18 protein-coding genes are annotated in these 17456 nt (G+C 38.3%); 17 read left to right on the top strand and 1 reads right to left on the bottom strand.

The features are described 5' to 3' along the window. The first annotated feature begins 74 nt into the window (after positions 1-74). The 17 genes from AC4NPH_RS10415 to AC4NPH_RS10335 all read left to right on the top strand — a co-directional run bounded on the left by AC4NPH_RS10415 (position 75) and on the right by AC4NPH_RS10335 (position 16648). Entirely contained in the window at positions 75-713 is a 639-nt protein-coding gene (locus AC4NPH_RS10415; protein ID WP_013055624.1) for a biotin/lipoyl-containing protein, read from the top strand. Positions 714-755: 42 nt separating this feature from the next. After that, positions 756-2381, top strand: coding sequence for a DHA2 family efflux MFS transporter permease subunit (locus AC4NPH_RS10410; RefSeq protein ID WP_098315097.1), 1626 nt, complete (start codon positions 756-758; stop codon positions 2379-2381). Between the two features lie 18 nt (positions 2382-2399). After that, positions 2400-2930, top strand: a complete 531-nt coding sequence (locus tag AC4NPH_RS10405; RefSeq protein WP_013055626.1) for an NAD(P)H-dependent oxidoreductase — start codon at positions 2400-2402, stop codon at positions 2928-2930. Positions 2931-2938: 8 nt separating this feature from the next. Then, complete coding sequence (locus tag AC4NPH_RS10400) at positions 2939-3349, top strand: hypothetical protein (protein WP_078081508.1); 411 nt, start codon at positions 2939-2941, stop codon at positions 3347-3349. Between the two features lie 162 nt (positions 3350-3511). Beyond that, positions 3512-3937 carry a MarR family winged helix-turn-helix transcriptional regulator gene (locus AC4NPH_RS10395; protein ID WP_013055628.1) on the top strand — a complete coding sequence of 142 codons (426 nt, stop codon included), beginning with the start codon at positions 3512-3514 and terminating at the stop codon, positions 3935-3937. Positions 3938-4053: 116 nt separating this feature from the next. Next, positions 4054-5043, top strand: a complete 990-nt coding sequence (locus tag AC4NPH_RS10390) for a LacI family DNA-binding transcriptional regulator (protein ID WP_029324875.1) — start codon at positions 4054-4056, stop codon at positions 5041-5043. After that, entirely contained in the window at positions 5036-5914 is an 879-nt protein-coding gene (gene rbsK / locus AC4NPH_RS10385; protein WP_029324876.1) for a ribokinase, read from the top strand. The genes AC4NPH_RS10390 and rbsK overlap by 8 nt, the downstream gene beginning before the upstream one ends. Beyond that, positions 5915-6304, top strand: coding sequence for a D-ribose pyranase (gene rbsD / locus AC4NPH_RS10380; protein WP_013055631.1), 390 nt, complete (start codon positions 5915-5917; stop codon positions 6302-6304). A 14-nt stretch (positions 6305-6318) separates the two neighbouring features. Further along, positions 6319-7800, top strand: a complete 1482-nt coding sequence (locus AC4NPH_RS10375) for a sugar ABC transporter ATP-binding protein (RefSeq protein WP_013055632.1) — start codon at positions 6319-6321, stop codon at positions 7798-7800. Position 7801: 1 nt separating this feature from the next. Beyond that, positions 7802-8761 carry a ribose ABC transporter permease RbsC gene (gene rbsC / locus AC4NPH_RS10370; protein WP_013055633.1) on the top strand — a complete coding sequence of 320 codons (960 nt, stop codon included), beginning with the start codon at positions 7802-7804 and terminating at the stop codon, positions 8759-8761. 11 nt (positions 8762-8772) lie between these two features. Next, on the top strand, positions 8773-9693 hold the full coding sequence (rbsB, locus tag AC4NPH_RS10365) for a ribose ABC transporter substrate-binding protein RbsB (RefSeq protein ID WP_013055634.1): 921 nt from the start codon (positions 8773-8775) through the stop codon (positions 9691-9693). Between the two features lie 439 nt (positions 9694-10132). Next, positions 10133-11401 carry a 3D domain-containing protein gene (locus AC4NPH_RS10360; RefSeq protein WP_057274394.1) on the top strand — a complete coding sequence of 423 codons (1269 nt, stop codon included), beginning with the start codon at positions 10133-10135 and terminating at the stop codon, positions 11399-11401. A gap of 418 nt (positions 11402-11819) precedes the next feature. After that, on the top strand, positions 11820-12431 hold the full coding sequence (locus tag AC4NPH_RS10355; RefSeq protein WP_013055636.1) for a flavin reductase family protein: 612 nt from the start codon (positions 11820-11822) through the stop codon (positions 12429-12431). A gap of 351 nt (positions 12432-12782) precedes the next feature. Next, positions 12783-14060, top strand: a complete 1278-nt coding sequence (locus tag AC4NPH_RS10350; RefSeq protein WP_013055638.1) for an ABC transporter substrate-binding protein — start codon at positions 12783-12785, stop codon at positions 14058-14060. Positions 14061-14132: 72 nt separating this feature from the next. After that, positions 14133-14987, top strand: coding sequence for a carbohydrate ABC transporter permease (locus AC4NPH_RS10345; RefSeq protein WP_013055639.1), 855 nt, complete (start codon positions 14133-14135; stop codon positions 14985-14987). A gap of 68 nt (positions 14988-15055) precedes the next feature. Beyond that, complete coding sequence (locus tag AC4NPH_RS10340; RefSeq protein WP_098315172.1) at positions 15056-15862, top strand: carbohydrate ABC transporter permease; 807 nt, start codon at positions 15056-15058, stop codon at positions 15860-15862. A gap of 51 nt (positions 15863-15913) precedes the next feature. Then, entirely contained in the window at positions 15914-16648 is a 735-nt protein-coding gene (locus tag AC4NPH_RS10335) for a sugar phosphate isomerase/epimerase family protein (RefSeq protein ID WP_013055641.1), read from the top strand. Between the two features lie 30 nt (positions 16649-16678). Here AC4NPH_RS10335 and AC4NPH_RS10330 read toward each other — a convergent pair whose 3' ends face one another. Beyond that, positions 16679-17194: a GNAT family protein gene (locus tag AC4NPH_RS10330; protein WP_013055642.1), complete on the bottom strand. Its 516-nt coding sequence runs from the start codon at positions 17192-17194 to the stop codon at positions 16679-16681. Between the last annotated feature and the right edge of the window lie 262 nt (positions 17195-17456).

Raw genomic sequence — 17456 nt, 5'->3', positions numbered from 1 at the left:
ACAACTAAATATCTTTGTGATAAAGTTATCTAGCGTAATACTTAACTGAATGAAATATTAAGGAGGTAAAATAAATGTCAAGAGGGCGTTTAATTTTAATGAACTTTATCGGAATTATTGTAGTATTAGCTTTAATTATTGGTGGGGGATACTATTATATTCAAAAATCTAATTATGTATCCACAGACAATGCAAAAGTGTCCGGCGACCTTTATACAGTAGTAGCGCCAGCGGCAGGTAAAGTAGCAAGCTGGAACGTTGAAGAAGGTAAAGATGTTTCAAAAGATGATGAGGTAGCTAAAATCCAATCAGAAGATGGAGAAAAAACAGTTACAGTACCAGAAGACGGTAAAATCATCAAAACACAGGTAAAAGAAAATCAAATGGTTCAAGCTGGTCAACAAATTGCTAGCGAAGTAGATATGAATAACTTATTCATCATTGCAAACATTAAAGAAGACAAATTAAAAGATATTGAAGCTGGCGATGACGTTGATGTAACAGTTGACGGAGATACTAAAACAACAATCGATGGAAAAGTAGAAGAAATCGGTTATGCAACAAACTCAATTTTCTCATTAATGCCAAGTTCTAATTCAGACGGCAACTATACGAAAGTATCGCAAACAGTTCCTGTTAAAATCTCTATTTCTAACTACTCTGAAAACGTACTACCAGGTATGAACGCAGAAGTTAAAATCTCTAAAAACTAAGAACGTACATGATTAAGAAGAGAAGAAAGGAGGAAGGAACTGATGTCAGCAAACACGATACAACCAGAGGAAAGCTCAGTTAAAAAGCATATTCCGCTGCTAGTCGTACTTATGCTTGGATTGTTCTTAGCAATTTTAAACCAAACGCTGCTAAATGTTGCGATTCCGCATCTGATTACAGAGTTTGGCGTTACGGCTAATACGGCACAGTGGTTGCTTACAGGATATATGCTTGTAAATGGTGCGCTTATTCCATTATCAGCCTATTTAATTGAACGTTTTGGCGTTCGTCGCTTATTCTTATTTGCAATGGCCTGCTTTACAATAGGGGCACTTGTCTGCGGAATTGCGCCTACTTTCTCGATTATGCTAATCGGACGTCTGGTTCAAGCAGTCGGAGGCGGAGTGCTAGCACCTCTAGTTATGACCATTATCGTATTTATTTTCCCTCCTCATATGCGCGGAAAAGGAATGGGTATCTTTGGTTTAGCCATGATGTTCGCTCCGGCAATTGGACCGACGCTTTCAGGATGGGTTATTCAGAACTATGACTGGCACATTTTATTTACGGGAATGGTGCCACTAGGTGCAATCGTACTTATTATTGCAGCTTTTAAATTAAAAGATATTAAACCACCTCAAAATGTAAAAGTAGATCTAATTTCTGTGTTTACATCTCTTGCAGGTATGGCTTTACTTCTATACGGCTTCAGTGAAGCTGGAAACGATGGCTGGACGGATTCAGTTGTATTGTCAACGATGATTGGCGGTATTGTCTTATTAATCATCTTTGTCGTGCAGCAGCTTCGACTTAAGAGTCCATTACTTGATGTGAGAGTATTTAAATACAGTATTTTCTCATTATCTAATATCATTAGTATTGCCATCACAATTAGCATGTATGCTGGTATGTTCTTATTGCCAATTTACTTGCAAAATATTCGTGGCTATTCAGCATTTGATTCAGGTTTATTAATCTTGCCTGGTGCACTTGTTATGTTAGTTATGTCACCAATTTCTGGTACACTGTTTGATAAATTAGGACCGCGTCCACTAGGGATTGTCGGGATGTTGATTACGGTTGTGACAACATTTGAATTTACAAAATTAACGCTTGAAACACCGTTTAGTCATATTGTTATTATTTATATGATCCGTGCATTCGGTATGTCATTATTGATGATGCCAATTATGACCGCTGGTTTAAATCAGCTGCCGGCAAAATTAAGCAGCCATGGTACATCAATGGCGAACACGCTTCGTCAGGTGAGTGGTTCAATCGGTATCAGTTTAATGACTACAATCTTTACAAATCGCACAACATATCATGTGAATGAAATGAGCAGTTCAATGACTACATCCGATCCATTCTTTATGAATAACTTCCAGGTATTTGTTCAAAAGATTGCTCAAACGCTTCACCTTTCTCAATCAGAGGCGCAAAAACAAGCTTTAACAACATTAGCTGGAAAAGTTCAAGCGCAAGCAACTGTACAAGGAATTAACGACGCGTTTTACTGGACAGTTATTATTGCCATTATTGGATTGATTTTAAGTTTCTTCCTACGTGATGTTCGTAAAGATGCAGTAGTAGAAGTAGAAGAGACAGAAAAAGAAACAACAGACGATATTCGTATGTTACCGGCACCAAAAGATATGAACTCATAAGCAACGGAGGGATAAAGGATGAAAATTTGTATCGTATATGATAGTGAAGGCGGACATACAGAGGCATTAGCAAAAGCGATTGCTTCTGGCGCCGAGCTGTCTGGAGAAGCAACCGTATATGTAAAGCATGTCGAAGATGCAGATGTACGTGAACTGCCTGAAATGGATGCTATTATTTGGGGCTGCCCAGGGCATTTTGGAACAATTAGTTCAGGGTTAAAAACGTGGATCGATAAATTAGGTTATCTATGGGCAGAAGGTAAATTAATTAATAAAGTAGGTGCGGTGTTCTGTACAACAGCTACAACGCATGGTGGCTTAGAAGCGACGCTTTTAAATTTAATTACACCTATGCTTCATCAAGGTATGATTATTGCTGGGTTACCAGGTAACATCCCAGAAAATGCGCTTTACGGTACTTATTACGGTGTTGGAATTACTTGTCCAATCGAAGGTGACGAATTATTAACAGAGAACGACCAAGCGCTAGGTAAAGCATTAGGAGAACGTGTTGTTCAAGTGACTAAACGAATGACACAAGGACAGTAGGTGACGGTATGTTAGGTATTTTACTGATCGTTGTAGCTGTGATTCTGGTTGTACTAATTATTACAATGAATGCCAAAGCATCATCTTCTAAGCGCCAGCGTACAGTTCCACCTAAAAAAGAAGCGGCTGCTTCAAATGCTCCTAAAGAGCCGAAAGTAGAAGAGAAAAAAGTAGCAGAAGAAAAACCTGCAGCACCAAAAGAAGAGCCAAAAGAGCCGCAGACGAAGACGGAAACAAGAACATCTAGACATAAGAAAGAAAAAGATGTCATGAACGATGATATGTATCGTCAAGTGCTGCAAAAGTTTAGAGAAGGCGAAAAAGACGACACGGTTTTTACAAAAGAGGAACGTGACGTTATGAATGATGACGCTTTTCGTAAGGCTTTAAGATCGTTTAAGAAAAACGATAGTGAATGAGTTTCTTCTATTATAATAGTACGGAATAAAATAGATAGAAAATAGGTTATAAGCATTCCGCGAAACCAGCCGCTCTCCCCAGGCTAGGTTTCGCTTGGAGTGCAGCAGGGGGCTGACATGTTAACATCGACTCCCTGATTATAAGAAAGGGGACGTCAAAACATGGAACAGCTCACATTTATTGAAGAGGTCCAGAGAATTTCGATATCCCTTAACAAAAAGGTAATGACAGAGATAAAAGAAAGGTTACTTTCACAAGGGATTACACCTTTTCAATATCATATCTTATTAATTATCGGTAAGTGCAGTCACATTGGGGTAACCAAGCTGGCAGAAGAGATGCGCGTCAAGCCTAGTGCGATTACTCCTGTTATTAATCGTTTAATAGACTTAGAGTTAGTTTCACGCTATCACTCTAAAGAGGATCGCCGTAAAGTAAACATTGAGTTAACAGCTAAAGGTGAACAAGTGATTGAAGAAGCAAATGAAATTGTGCAAAAGATGATTGCTCATTTCTTTTCTTGCTATGAACCGAAAGATCAAGAGCAATTTTTGAAATTATTTAAGAAACTAGACGCTAATATCTAATGAAAGAAAAATCACTTCTTAATGAAGTGATTTTTTTTAATAAAAAGATTGTCAACTTCACTTTTCCATGTTATCATTTGTGTAAACGGTTACATATATGAAGGGAGGGAAATAAGGTGGTAACAATTCGCGATGTAGCAAAAGAAGCAGGCGTGTCCGTTGCGACCGTTTCGCGCGTTTTAAACAGTACAGGATATGTAAAAGAAGACACGCGTGTGCGAGTAATGAATACAATTCAAAAATTAAACTACAGCCCTAACGAGGTAGCCCGTTCGCTTTATACACGTGAATCGCGTTTGATTGGTCTATTGCTTCCAGACATTACAAACCCTTTTTTCCCTCAGCTTGCACGAGGAATAGAAGATGAAGTACATAGCCATGGATTTCGTTTAATTCTTGGCAATAGTGATGAGCAGTTAGAGAAAGAATTAACCTATCTCCAAACGTTTACGCAAAACCATGTAGTAGGGATGATCACGGCAACAACAAGTCTAGCTCAGAAACTATATGAAGGTCTTACATTTCCCGTTGTGTTTTTAGATAGAAGTTCTGATCAGTATCCATCCGTTTATGCTGATGGTTTTGAAGGTGGAAAACTTGCTGCAGAAGAAATAATTAAAAGAGGAAGTAAAAGAATTACACTTATCAAAGGTCCAGTAAATGTAAAGCCTGCCCAGGAACGTTTTCAAGGCTCTCTGTCTGTTTTGAGTCAGTCTGATGCAGACTTTTACGTATTAAATACAAATTCTCTAGCGTTTGACGATGCGCAGAAATGGGCAAAGGAAATCTTTCAAAAGTACCCGGAAACAGACGGGATTATTGCAAGTAATGACATTGTAGCCGCAGCCGTTTTACATGAGGCGTTTCGATTAGAAAAAAGCGTGCCTGATGATCTGCAAGTAATTGGTTTTGATGATATTCCGCAAAGCCGCTTTTCGTTTCCAGCGCTGTCTACAATTCGTCAGCCTGCTTATGAAATGGGCAAGCAAGCAGCATGTCTGTTAATGAAATGCATTAAGAAAGAACCTTTAATTCAAAAGCAAGTACAACTACCCGTTACGTTTATTGAACGAAATACGACACGAAAGGTTGAGGAACATGGCTAAAGTAACTGTGATTGGAAGTTCATCAATGGATTTAGTAGTAACATCAAATATTCGTCCTGGAGCTGGAGAAACAGTGTTAGGAGAATCATTCAAAACCGTTCCTGGAGGAAAAGGAGCGAACCAAGCTGTTGCAGCAGCCCGTCTTGGAGCTGATGTGAGTATGATTGGGTGTGTGGGCGAAGATCATTACGGAAAAGCAATTCTGGAGAATTTCAAATCAAACGGTGTATCCGTGGAAAATGTGAAACCGGTTACAGATTCAGATAGCGGAACAGCTCACATTATACTCGCTGAAGGAGATAACAGCATTGTAGTTGTCAAAGGAGCAAACGATTATATTACTCCAGACTACGTAGAAAAAGCAAAAGAAAAAATTAAAGAAGCTGATATCGTACTTATTCAGCAAGAGATTCCAGAAGAAACGGTTGAATATGTTGCTCAGCTTTGTCAGGAACTTAAAGTACCGCTTTTGTTAAATCCAGCGCCTGCAAGACCATTAAAAGCAGAAGTGATTGAACAAGTTTCTTACATCACTCCAAATGAACATGAAGCAGAGCTTTTATTTGAAGGAAAAGAAAAAGAAGAAGTATTAAAACAGTATCCAAATAAATTGTTTATTACAGAAGGAAAACAAGGTGTACGCTATTTTAACGGCGAGAAAGAAGTATTGGTTCCTTCTTATCAAGTAGAAACGATTGATACAACAGGAGCAGGAGATACATTTAACGCAGCGCTTGCTGTGGCACTTGCCGAAGGAATGGGTTTTGAAAAAGGAATTCAGTTTGCTAATCGCGCAGCTTCGCTATCCGTCACTAAATTTGGTGCGCAAGGCGGTATGCCGACTCGAAAAGAAGTGGAGGAGAGTCTGTAAATGAAACGTCACGGAATGATTAACAGTCATATTACGAAAATACTAACAGATCTAGGTCATACAGACACTATTGTCATTGCAGATGCAGGGTTACCTGTTCCGAGTGACGTGCCTAAAATTGATTTATCTTTAAAGCTAGGGGTGCCTAGCTTTGAAGATGTAGTAGTAGCTGTGTTAGAAGATATGGCTACAGAAAAAATAGTGATTGCTTCTGAAATGAAAGAAAGAAATCAAAAGGCTTACGAGCTGATGGAGAAGCAAAACATCTTAGTAGAAGAAGTATCGCATGAACAATTAAAAATGCTGACAAGCAAAGCGAAAGTTGTGATTCGTACAGGAGAAGCAACTCCTTATGCAAACTGCATTTTACAAGCGGGAGTTATTTTTTAAAAGAGGTGAACAGCATGCATATTGCAATGAGAGGGATTCATAAAGCCTTTGGAGCAAACCGTGTACTAAGGGGCGTGGATTTTGAATTACATGAAGGTGAAGTTCACGCACTAATGGGGGAAAATGGAGCGGGGAAATCTACGCTGATGAATATTTTAACCGGCCTTCATAAAAAAGATCAAGGGCAGATTCTGATTGATGGCAAAGAGACGTATTTTCAAAATCCAAAAGAAGCAGAACAAAACGGAATTACCTTTATTCATCAAGAGCTGAACGTTTGGCCTGAAATGACGGTGCTTGAGAACTTATTTATCGGCAAAGAATTAAAAACGCCTTTAGGTTTTTTAAAAACAAAAGAAATGAAAGCGTTAGCAAAGAAGCAGTTTGAAAAATTAGCTGTGACCATTCCTCTTGACCAAGAAGCGGGACTTTGTTCTGTAGGACAGCAGCAAATGATTGAGATAGCCAAAGCGCTGATGACGAATGCAAAAGTCATTATTATGGATGAGCCAACCGCAGCGCTTACTGAAAGAGAAATTCAAAAGTTATTTGACGTAATTAATGCGCTGCGAAAACAAGGTGTATCGATTGTCTATATTTCACATCGTATGGAAGAGATTTTCGCTATTTGTGATTCCATTACGGTCATGCGTGACGGACAGACGGTAGACAAAAAGCCGATTCCAGAAACTAGCTTCGATGATGTTGTTCGCAAAATGGTAGGAAGAGAACTAACAGATCGATTTCCTGCTAGAACTTCTCCTAAAGGAGACGTTGTATTTGAAGCAAAAGGCTTAGAGAGAAAAGGTGTCTTTCAAGACGTTCATTTTTCAGTGCGATCAGGAGAAATTGTTGGCGTTGCGGGGCTAATGGGAGCTGGCAGGACCGAGATTATGCGCGCTATCTTCGGGCTTGATCCGTTAGAAAAAGGCGAAATTATCTTAAATGGAAAGCGTGTCAACATCACAAAGCCCGATCAAGCCATCAAATTGGGTCTCGGCTTTATTACAGAAGACCGTAAGACAGAAGGGCTCGTCCTGGATTTTTCTATTCGAGAAAATATTGCGCTTCCAAGTCTATTCAGCTTTTCGCCAAAAGGATTTATTGAACAAAAAAGCGAGCAGCAATTTGTAGATTTACTTATTAAACGTTTAACGATCAAAACCGAGTCGTCTGAGACGAGTGCGGGTAACTTATCGGGAGGAAATCAGCAAAAAGTAGTTATTGCCAAGTGGATTGGCATTGGACCAAAAGTGCTGATTTTAGATGAACCAACTCGAGGAGTTGACGTCGGGGCAAAACGTGAAATTTATCAGCTTATGAATGAACTGACAGACAGAGGCGTGGCCATTATTATGGTGTCTTCAGAGCTTCCCGAGGTACTCGGCATGAGCGATCGCATTCTTGTTGTGCATGAAGGAAAAATAACGGGTGAACTGACAAGTGAAGAAGCAACTCAAGAAAAAATTATGACATTTGCAACAGGGGGTCAGTAAAATGAAAGCAAACACAGCGATAAAAGAAAATCGCGTTGATAACGTGATGCAAAAGCTAGGTCCGTTACTAGGTCTATTTATTCTTATTGTCATTGTATCAATTTTAAATCCAAGCTTTTTAGAACCTTTAAATATTTTAAACTTGCTGCGTCAAGTAGCCATTAATGCTTTAATTGCATTCGGTATGACGTTTGTCATTTTAACGGGCGGAATTGATTTATCGGTTGGCTCTATACTTGCTCTGTCAAGTGCGTTAATGGCTGGTATGATAGTGTCAGGCGTAGATCCTATTTTAGCTATTTTAATAGGATGTGTGTTAGGAGCTGTAATGGGTATGATTAACGGCTTGCTTATTACAAAAGGAAAAATGGCGCCGTTTATTGCGACGCTAGCGACGATGACAATTTTTAGAGGGTTAACGCTTGTTTATACAGATGGAAATCCGATTACGGGCTTAGGCGAAAACTATTACTTCCAGTTATTTGGTCGCGGCTATTTTCTAGGTATTCCTGTTCCGGCGATTACGATGATACTAGCATTTGCTGTCCTATGGGTGATTTTGCATAAAACGCCGTTTGGCCGCAGAACATATGCAATCGGGGGAAATGAAAAAGCAGCATTTATTTCAGGAATTAAAGTACCAAAAGTTAAGGTTATGATCTACTCACTAGCAGGATTATTGGCAGCGTTATCAGGAGCGATTTTGACTTCTCGTTTGAACTCTGCTCAGCCAACGGCAGGTACGTCTTACGAGTTAGATGCTATCGCTGCAGTAGTACTGGGTGGAACAAGCCTTTCTGGAGGACGTGGACGCATTGTTGGAACGTTAATTGGTGCGCTGATTATCGGAACGTTAAACAACGGTTTGAACTTACTCGGCGTTTCGTCATTTTACCAAATGGTCGTAAAAGGAATTGTTATTTTAATCGCGGTATTAATTGATCGCAAAAAGTCAGCTTAGGAGGGAAAAACATGAAGAAAATTTGGCTCGTGCTATTATCATTTTCATTATTACTGTTAGGGGCTTGTTCACTTCAGCCTCCTGAGTGGGCGAAACCATCTGAAAGTAAAAATTTAAAAGATATTAAAATTGGTTTATCCGTTTCTACATTAAACAATCCGTTCTTTGTTTCGCTAAAAGAAGGGGTACAAAAAGAAGCAAAAAAACTGGGCATGGAAGTAGTTGTAGTAGATGCTCAAAATGATTCAGCCAAACAAATTAACGATGTAGAAGATTTAATGCAGCAAGGTGTTAACATTCTGCTTATTAACCCAACGGATTCAGCTGCTATTTCAACAGCTGTACAATCGGCTAATAATGTAGGCATTCCAGTTATTACGCTAGATCGTTCAGCAGAAAAAGGAAAAGTAGAAACACTGGTAGCTTCAGATAATGTAAAAGGTGGTCAAATGGCTGCTGATTACATTGTGAAAAAAGTAGGGGAAAAAGCTCAAGTAGCAGAACTTGAAGGCGTGCCGGGAGCTTCAGCAACTCGTGAACGAGGAAAAGGGTTCCACAACGTTGCAGATCAAAAGCTAGATATTACGGCTAAACAGTCGGCTGATTTTGACCGTACAAAAGGCTTAAACGTTATGGAGAATGTTCTTCAAGGAAATCCTGGTATCAAAGCCGTATTTGCTCATAATGATGAAATGGCATTAGGAGCTATTCAAGCGATTAACAGCTCAGGAAAAGATGTGCTAGTAGTAGGGTTTGATGGAAACGACGATGCAATTAAAGCGGTAAAAGAAGGGAAGCTAGGAGCAACTGTAGCCCAGCAGCCTGTTTTAATTGGTAAACTTGCTGTAAAGTCTGCTAAAAATGTTCTTCAAGGCAAAAAGGTAGATAAGCAAATTCCAGTGCCTTTAAAACTAGTAACCTCTGACAAATAATAGTTTTATACGTGTGTAGAAAAAAGACGCTCATTTGATTCATGGGCGTCTTTTTATGTATATAAAGTGTAAAAAAGAAGTGAAAAAGTCACAACTTTATAAATAGTGTAGGAATTATGTAGGTGGAATTTATGTAATAAAAAGTAAAAAACACCGAAAAAAGACGGTAAAACACATAATTTTCTGTGAAAAATTTGTAATATACCTGTAATAATAAGCGTTTATTTCTATTTTCAAAGAGCAATTTTGCCCTGTTTATGACAAAAATATATCTTTTTTAATAAACAGTAAACCTCTCTATCAAGGGATTCTGGGGATGAATTCCCAGAAAGAGATTCTTGGTTATACAGATTATGGGAAACTTTTAACTGTATTGTAACATAAACAGATAGTTTTTTATGGTATAACTATGTCTATGAGGAAAGGGGACTATTACTTTATGAAAATTTTTAAGCGTATGACTCTTGCAGCAGTCACAGGAATTTTCTTCATGACCGGCATCACAGAGACTCACGCCCAATCGAATGAAGAAGCGCTCCAGAGTACTGAAAATAAAATTAAAGAAACAGAAAAGGCTGTTCAACAAAAAGAGAAAGAGAAACAGTCTATCAATTCAGATGTTCAAAACATTCAATCACAATTAAATTCATTACATACAGTAATCTCTAGCAATAAAAAAGAGTTAGCATCGACTGAAAAGCAGATTTCAGAAGCGAACAAAATGATTGAGAAAAAGAAAAAAGAAATCGTTTTGCTTCAGGAAAAAGTGTTAAGTCGTAAAGATATTATTGAAAATCGATTAGTTGCTTTACAGCAAGACGATAAAACAAGCGTTGTTATTGATACATTAATGAATGCTGATAACTTTGGAGATTTTGTTGCACGTATGGGTGCTGTCACAACTTTATTGTCAGCAGATAATGATATTTTAAAGCAGCATCAAAATGATTTAGATCAAATTGAAAAAGATAAAAAAGAAATTGATAAGCAAGAAAAAGTATTAGAAGCAGCAAAAGGTAGCTTAGCGGCTAAACAAGCTGAATTAGATAAAAACGTTGCCAAACAAACAGCAACGTTAACAACTATGCAAGAAAAATACAGCACCGTCGTAAATGAAATCGATGCAGCTTCTTCAGAAAAAGCAAACCTTCAGTCTGAATTAACAGGCATTCAAGATAAGATTGCAAAAGAAAAAGAAGCAGCTCAAAAGCAAGCTGAGCAAGTGGCAAAACAGCAGGCAGCTGAAAAGGCTGAGGCTGATGCAGAAGCAAAGCGTCAAGCTGAACTGGCAACAGCTAAAAAAGAAGTAAAAACAGAGCCAAAACAAGAAGTAAAAACAGCTGCGGCTACAGAGAAGAAAGCATCCGTTTCTTCAGAAGCAAAAGAAATGAAAAAAGAAGAAAGCACACAAAAGCATTCTGGAAAAGAAATGTATGTAGAAGCAACAGCTTATACAGCTAATTGTGCAGGCTGTAGCGGAGTAACAGCCACTGGACAAAATGTAAGTTCAGGCACTCATAAAATTATTGCGGTAGATCCATCCGTTATTCCATTAGGTTCGAAAGTATATGTAGAAGGATACGGAGTGGCAACAGCAGGTGATACGGGCGGTGCGATTAAAGGATATCGAATTGACGTATTAGTACCTTCCGAGTCAGCTGCAAAAGCATTTGGACGTCGTACAGTGAAAATTACGGTGTTAAATTAAAGAAATAGACTGGAACAAAAATATTTTAGTTGCAGGAAAATCCGAACGATGAATCGTTCGGATTTTTTCATTGTTGTAGTGAACGTAGGTTTCATCTAGTTAGTTGCTTCTAGCTGTTGATTGGAGAGGAAGGTGAAGACTCCCGAGGGAAAAGAGGAAGTGATGAGACCCCGCAGGAGTGTACGCGACGAGGATGCTCATCGGTCGCCCGCGGAAAGCGAAGCCTTGCATGGAAATCAACAGTGGTGTCACAAGTGATCTATACCAGCTCATTACTTCCATTTGTTCGTCTTCGGATTAGGTGGATGGAGTTATGTCTCAATCACTTTTTTGCATGTTTGGTGAGCAAGTTGCTAGCTAATCTATACTCTTTTCGTTACTATACAATAAAGTAGATGGAAGAAAAGGAGTGGGTAAAATGAAGATAGTCGATCCAGCGGTACAAAGTGCAAAAGACAATTATCATTTGTTAACAGGTGTCGTCATTCCCCGGCCGATTGCGTTTGTTACAAGTCAAAACGATGACGGTGTAGTGAATGCCGCGCCGTTTAGTTTCTTTAATGTAGTTGCGGCAGAGCCTCCGCTGATTGCTGTTTCGGTTTCGAGAAGTGAAGGTCAAATGACGAAAGATACGGCCAAAAATATTAGTGTATCTAAAGAATTTGTAGTTCATCTTGTAGACGAAAACTTAGTGGAACAGGTGAATCAAGCGGCATCTTCTTATCCTTCTTCCGTCAGTGAAGTCGAAGAAACAGGATTAACACTAGCACCGAGCAAAAAAGTGCAGGTTCCTGGAATTCAAGAAGCCAGCATTCGGATGGAATGTAAGCTTCACCAAATTGTTCCATTAGGAACGGATGAGGCATACAGCTCAGATTTGTTTATCGGTGAAGTTGTGATGTTTCATATTAGTGAAAAAGTGATAGAAAACGATCGCGTTTCTGCAGAACGTGTGAAGCCAGTCAGCCGACTTGCGGGTTCTAACTATAGTAAATTGGGGCAATTATTTTCCTTAGAACGTCCCAAATAAGCAAGAAAGTGTTACTTATGTAGCAAAAAAATAGTATACATTGGATTTTTTTAAATAAGCGATTGTGTTCTGTTTCAACAACGACAGTACATTCGCTTTTTTTCATGAACGAAAAAGTTAATAGAAACCATAATAACAAAATCAATTTAGAAAAAGGCAAAAATGTAAGGTTTTTGCCTTTTATATTTACCATTGAGGAAAAGGGTATTCATTCATATAATTTAGATTAAGTAAATTGTATACGCTTTCAATATACAGAATTATTTTTCAATAATTCTCTCGAGAAAGAATCATGAGCGTTTACAAAAAAACTTGCCACGCTAGGAGACGAGATTATAGGAGGGGTATTCATTGAAACGTTGGTTTAGTTTAATCAGTTTTGCACTCATTTTAACCCTAGTACTTGCAGGATGCGGAGGAAAGTCCGCTAATGAAACAAGTGGTAGCGGTGGAAAAGAAGTTGTTGCATGGGCTTGGAATATTAACGTACCGGTATTAAAGAAAGCAGCAGCAGAATACCAAAAAGAGAATCCAGGGTTTAAATTAAAAGTAGTGGATATGGGACGTGAAGACGTTTATTCAAAATTAACAACAGGATTGCAAGCTGGCGGAAAAGGCCTTCCTGATATTGTATTAGTAGAAGACGATCGTTTCCAAGGATACTTGGATGCATTTCCAAAAGCATTTTTAAACCTATCTAAAAAAGGATTTGATAAGCAAGAAGATAAGTTTCCAGAGTTTAAGAAAGCTCTTTTATCAAAGGATGGGGACATGTACGGCTTCCCGTTTGATGCAGGTCCAACAGGCGTTTTCTACCGCACAGATTACTTTGAAAAAGCAGGCGTAGATCCAAACAGTATCAAAACATGGGATGATTACATTGCGGCTGGTAAGAAAATTAAAGAAAAAGTTGGCGTTGATTTACTAGGTTTAGATTTTAATAATGACGATGGCTTATTCCGAATGGCGCTGACGCAGCAAGGTACGTTCTATTTTAATAACAAAGGAAAGTTGAATTTAACTTCTAAAGAAGCGAAAAAAGCAATGGAGTTAAATAAGAAGTTAAAAGAAGCAGGCATTGTTAAAAATACAGTGGGCTGGGATGCTTCAATCAGTGCTTTAGCAGAAGGTAAAGTAGCAAGTTCACCATCTGGTGCTTGGCTATCCGGTTCTATTACGCAGCAGGCTCCGGATTTAAAAGGAAAATGGGGAGTGTTTTTATTACCTTCGTTTGAAGAAGGAGGCAACCGTGCTTCTAACTTAGGCGGAAGCAACTATGTGATTTCAGCAACTAGTCAAAAAGCAGATGAAGCGTACAAATTTATGGAGTATTTCTCAACAACGGATAAAGTTCAAGAAGAAGCGATGAAGGGCGGATTATTCCCGTCATTAAATACCGTATATTCTTCAAAATTATTCACTGCACAAGATGAGTACTTTAACAATCAAACGATTTGGAAAACATTCGCAGATGAAATGAAAGATATTAAGCCGGTTAACTTTACGGGCAATTACTCAGTTGCAAACAGTGAAGCAGTCAAAGCTGTGTCAGAAGTAACAAATGGTAAGGGCGTTACAGACTCGCTTGAAGCAGCTCAAAAACGCTTAGAAAACCGAATTCAAAAATAATCAAGAAGCATAGAAGGTGATTTCTAGAAAATTGCCTTCTATCTCTTCTTCTTGCGGTACTAGGAGGTCATCATGAAGACAAATAAATCGTTGCCTTACTTATTTATTGCTCCAGCACTTTTGCTGTTCGCGCTGTTTACAATCTACCCTATTTTTTCATCGTTTGTTTTAAGCTTTCAGAGTATGGAAGGCGGAAAGTATGTATTTACCGGGTTATCAAACTATACACGTTTGCTCGGAGATGATATTTTCTGGAAAGCGCTTGGAAATACGGGTATTATTTTAATCGTTCAAGTACCCGTTATGATTTTATTAGCGCTTGTACTAGCTAACGCTTTAAACAGTCAGCTTTTAAGACTAAAAGGTTTTTTCCGAGTTTCTTTTTTCTTGCCGGCGGTAACGTCACTAGTTGCCTACTCTATTTTGTTTTCAATCATTCTTCAAGATGAAGGAATTATGAATACTATTTTAGGATTTTTCGGTATTGATGCCATTCAGTGGCTGGGAGATCCATTTTGGGCTAAAGTCTCAATCATCGTTGCGATGACTTGGAGATGGACAGGTTATAACATGGTTATTTTTCTAGCAGCTCTTCAAAGTTTATCTCATGAAGTTTACGAAGCAGCTGATTTAGATGGAGCAAATCGTATTCAAAAGTTTTTCCACGTAACGGTTCCACAATTAAAACCCGTTATCTTGTTCGCTACTATTTTATCGACAATTGGCACGCTTCAATTGTTTGACGAACCTTTTAATTTAACAAAAGGCGGCCCTGCTGATTCAACGATGACGCTAGGCTTATATATTTATCAAAATGGCTTTAAATACTTTGATTTTGGATATGCTTCAGCCATTGCGTACGTTGTTGTATTATTAGTTGGTATTTTAACGTTCTTCCAATTTAAATTTACGGGTGATAAATCATGAGTGTATTAGAGAGAGTAGAAGCAACCGCAGTAGCTACCGTGCCTAAGGTTAAAAAGAAAAGTAACATTATGCGCAAAATAGGATTATACAGCATGCTTGGGCTGTTCACGATTATTTCTATTTTTCCTTTTTACTGGATGATTATCGGCGCTACGAATGAATCAGGAAAAATGTTTACAAACCCTCCAACGCTGAAGCCTGGCGATCAATTTATGACAAATCTACAAAATTTAAATGCTTCAATTGATTTAGGGCGCATCTTTTTTAACTCAGTATTTGTTTCAGTCGTGTATGTGATTGTAGCTTTAATGGTCTGCTCCACAGCTGCATATGCGCTATCTAAATTTGAATTCAAAGGCCGAAACGCAATTTTCACTACGCTTTTATTGTCTATGATGATTCCATATCAAGCAACGCTCATTCCGCTTTTTCAGCTGATGTCGAATTTTAATTTGCTTGATACGTATTTTGCACTTATTGTTCCGCAGCTGTGCTTTCCGTTTGCTATCTTTTTATTACGTCAGAACTTTTTAGCTTTTCCAACAGAACTTATTGAAGCAGCTCGTTTGGACGGAGCTGGAGAGATGAGAATCTTTTTAACTATTGTGCTTCCTTCTATGAAGCCTGCTATGGCTGCAGCAGCTATTTTCTTATTTATGACACAGTGGAATAACTTTATGTGGCCTCTAGTTGCGACTACATCTAACGAAATGGCTACATTGCCAGTTGCTCTTTCAAGCTTAATTGGCTTATCGATTATTGATTACGGTCAAGTAATGATGGGGGTAACGATTGCAACCATTCCAATCATTGTATTCTTCCTGGCACTTCAGCGTCATTTTATTTCAGGAATGCTTGGAAGTGCAGTAAAATAAAAGCAGAAGCTCCTACTATAGGAGCTTTCTCAATGAACAGGGGGAGAGAAGATGGGAGAAATACCTGTAGGAGTTCAGCTTTATACGCTGCGTGAAGAAACGAAAAAAGATTTTAAAGAAACTCTTCAAAAAGTAGCTGCATTAGGATATCAAGGAGTAGAATTTGCAGGGTATGAAGGACATACAGCGCAAGAAGTAAAAGCATGGTTAACGGATTTACAGCTGAAGCCAGCTTCTAGTCATGTGCCGCTTGAACAATTAGAATCTAATTTAGCGCAAGTGATTCACTTTGAACAGCAAGTTGGCAATTCACATATTGTTTGTCCTTATTTAATGCCTGAACGTCAAACGGAAAAAGGGTATTACGAACTTATTGATTCTTTAAATGATATTGATACGTATTGTAAAAAAGAAGGCATGTCGTTTAGCTATCATCATCATGATTTTGAGCTGAAGAAATTGTCAACTGGAAAGTCAGCTCTCCAAACAATCTTAGAAGAAACTGAGGTAAACGTAGAGCTGGACATTTATTGGCTGACTAAAGCAGGCGAAGATCCAGTGGAATGGATGAAGCATTATCAAAATCGGACGCCTTTCATCCATTTAAAAGATATGACAACAGACGGCGAGCAATTTTTTGCTCCTCTTGGTACCGGAGGAGTAGATGTGAAGGCTGTAATGCAAGAAGGATATAGAGCAGGCGTAAAATGGTGGATCGTTGAACAAGATCAATGCAAAGAAAGTCCTCTTAGCAGTATTAAAAAAAGCTTAGCATATATCAAATAAAAAACGAACAGACAGCGTCTGTTCGTTTTTTTATTGATAAGCTGGAGTCCACTCAATTTCTCCGCACTTATTCGTATAATCAATATTTACCTCAAAGTTATGTTTTTCATAAAAATGAATCAATCTTTCGAGATGATCCCAATCGCGCTCAGCGATATCGCCTTTAATGACATGAACATTTTGATCAACCGCTACTTCTTTTAAATAATTCATACATACAGAGCCATATCCCTTATTAGCGGGCCCTTTAATGTCACCAATAAAAATCGTGTGATTATCTTCATATACGCCATCGATGGCAAAATCCCAAGCCCCTCTATAGGCTTTTGTACATTCATTTAGCATAATTTTACATGCGTTTCCGTCATTTTGTGCCGATACAATAACTAACTGATTATCTTCAGGCTGATCGACACCAATAACTTCATACTTTTTAGCAATTTCTTTTAAATTATCCTGCATGCGAAATAGCTGAAACTCTAAATCATCAAGTGTTTCTTTTAGTTCTTCTGCATTCTGGTTTTTTTCTGTAAGCTGAGTAAACATTTTATACTCCTTTCCGTCTGTTTTCGGTCTAAGTGCGCCTATGACAAAGAGGACACGGTGTATAAAGCGAAACTTTATTTAGCAAAGTATCTACCTTAGTAAAAATATAAAAAGGAAAGAACCTGATTTGATTGATTATTCATCAAAACGGCTGCTTTCCTTAACATTCACTTTTAAATTTTTCACAACGTGTATAAGGGTAACAAAGACTCATTAATTTTGTCAATAAGGTTGTAAGTCTATTTATAAAGAAGATAACAGG

The organism is Priestia sp. MDV22-iso46 (assembly GCF_058629175.1).
This window is presented reverse-complemented; position numbering and strand designations above follow the sequence as displayed.

Bases quoted from the DNA above. Each gene is read 5' to 3' on its own strand.
- AC4NPH_RS10415 (WP_013055624.1), top strand. From the start codon at position 75: ATGTCAAGAGGGCGTTTAATTTTAATGAACTTTATCGGAATTATTGTA.
- AC4NPH_RS10410 (WP_098315097.1), top strand. From the start codon at position 756: ATGTCAGCAAACACGATACAACCAGAGGAAAGCTCAGTTAAAAAGCAT.
- AC4NPH_RS10405 (WP_013055626.1), top strand. From the start codon at position 2,400: ATGAAAATTTGTATCGTATATGATAGTGAAGGCGGACATACAGAGGCA.
- AC4NPH_RS10400 (WP_078081508.1), top strand. From the start codon at position 2,939: ATGTTAGGTATTTTACTGATCGTTGTAGCTGTGATTCTGGTTGTACTA.
- AC4NPH_RS10395 (WP_013055628.1), top strand. From the start codon at position 3,512: ATGGAACAGCTCACATTTATTGAAGAGGTCCAGAGAATTTCGATATCC.
- rbsK (WP_029324876.1), top strand. From the start codon at position 5,036: ATGGCTAAAGTAACTGTGATTGGAAGTTCATCAATGGATTTAGTAGTA.
- rbsD (WP_013055631.1), top strand. From the start codon at position 5,915: ATGAAACGTCACGGAATGATTAACAGTCATATTACGAAAATACTAACA.
- AC4NPH_RS10375 (WP_013055632.1), top strand. From the start codon at position 6,319: ATGCATATTGCAATGAGAGGGATTCATAAAGCCTTTGGAGCAAACCGT.
- rbsC (WP_013055633.1), top strand. From the start codon at position 7,802: ATGAAAGCAAACACAGCGATAAAAGAAAATCGCGTTGATAACGTGATG.
- rbsB (WP_013055634.1), top strand. From the start codon at position 8,773: ATGAAGAAAATTTGGCTCGTGCTATTATCATTTTCATTATTACTGTTA.
- AC4NPH_RS10360 (WP_057274394.1), top strand. From the start codon at position 10,133: ATGAAAATTTTTAAGCGTATGACTCTTGCAGCAGTCACAGGAATTTTC.
- AC4NPH_RS10355 (WP_013055636.1), top strand. From the start codon at position 11,820: ATGAAGATAGTCGATCCAGCGGTACAAAGTGCAAAAGACAATTATCAT.
- AC4NPH_RS10345 (WP_013055639.1), top strand. From the start codon at position 14,133: ATGAAGACAAATAAATCGTTGCCTTACTTATTTATTGCTCCAGCACTT.
- AC4NPH_RS10340 (WP_098315172.1), top strand. From the start codon at position 15,056: ATGCGCAAAATAGGATTATACAGCATGCTTGGGCTGTTCACGATTATT.
- AC4NPH_RS10335 (WP_013055641.1), top strand. From the start codon at position 15,914: ATGGGAGAAATACCTGTAGGAGTTCAGCTTTATACGCTGCGTGAAGAA.
- AC4NPH_RS10330 (WP_013055642.1), bottom strand. From the start codon at position 17,194: ATGTTTACTCAGCTTACAGAAAAAAACCAGAATGCAGAAGAACTAAAA.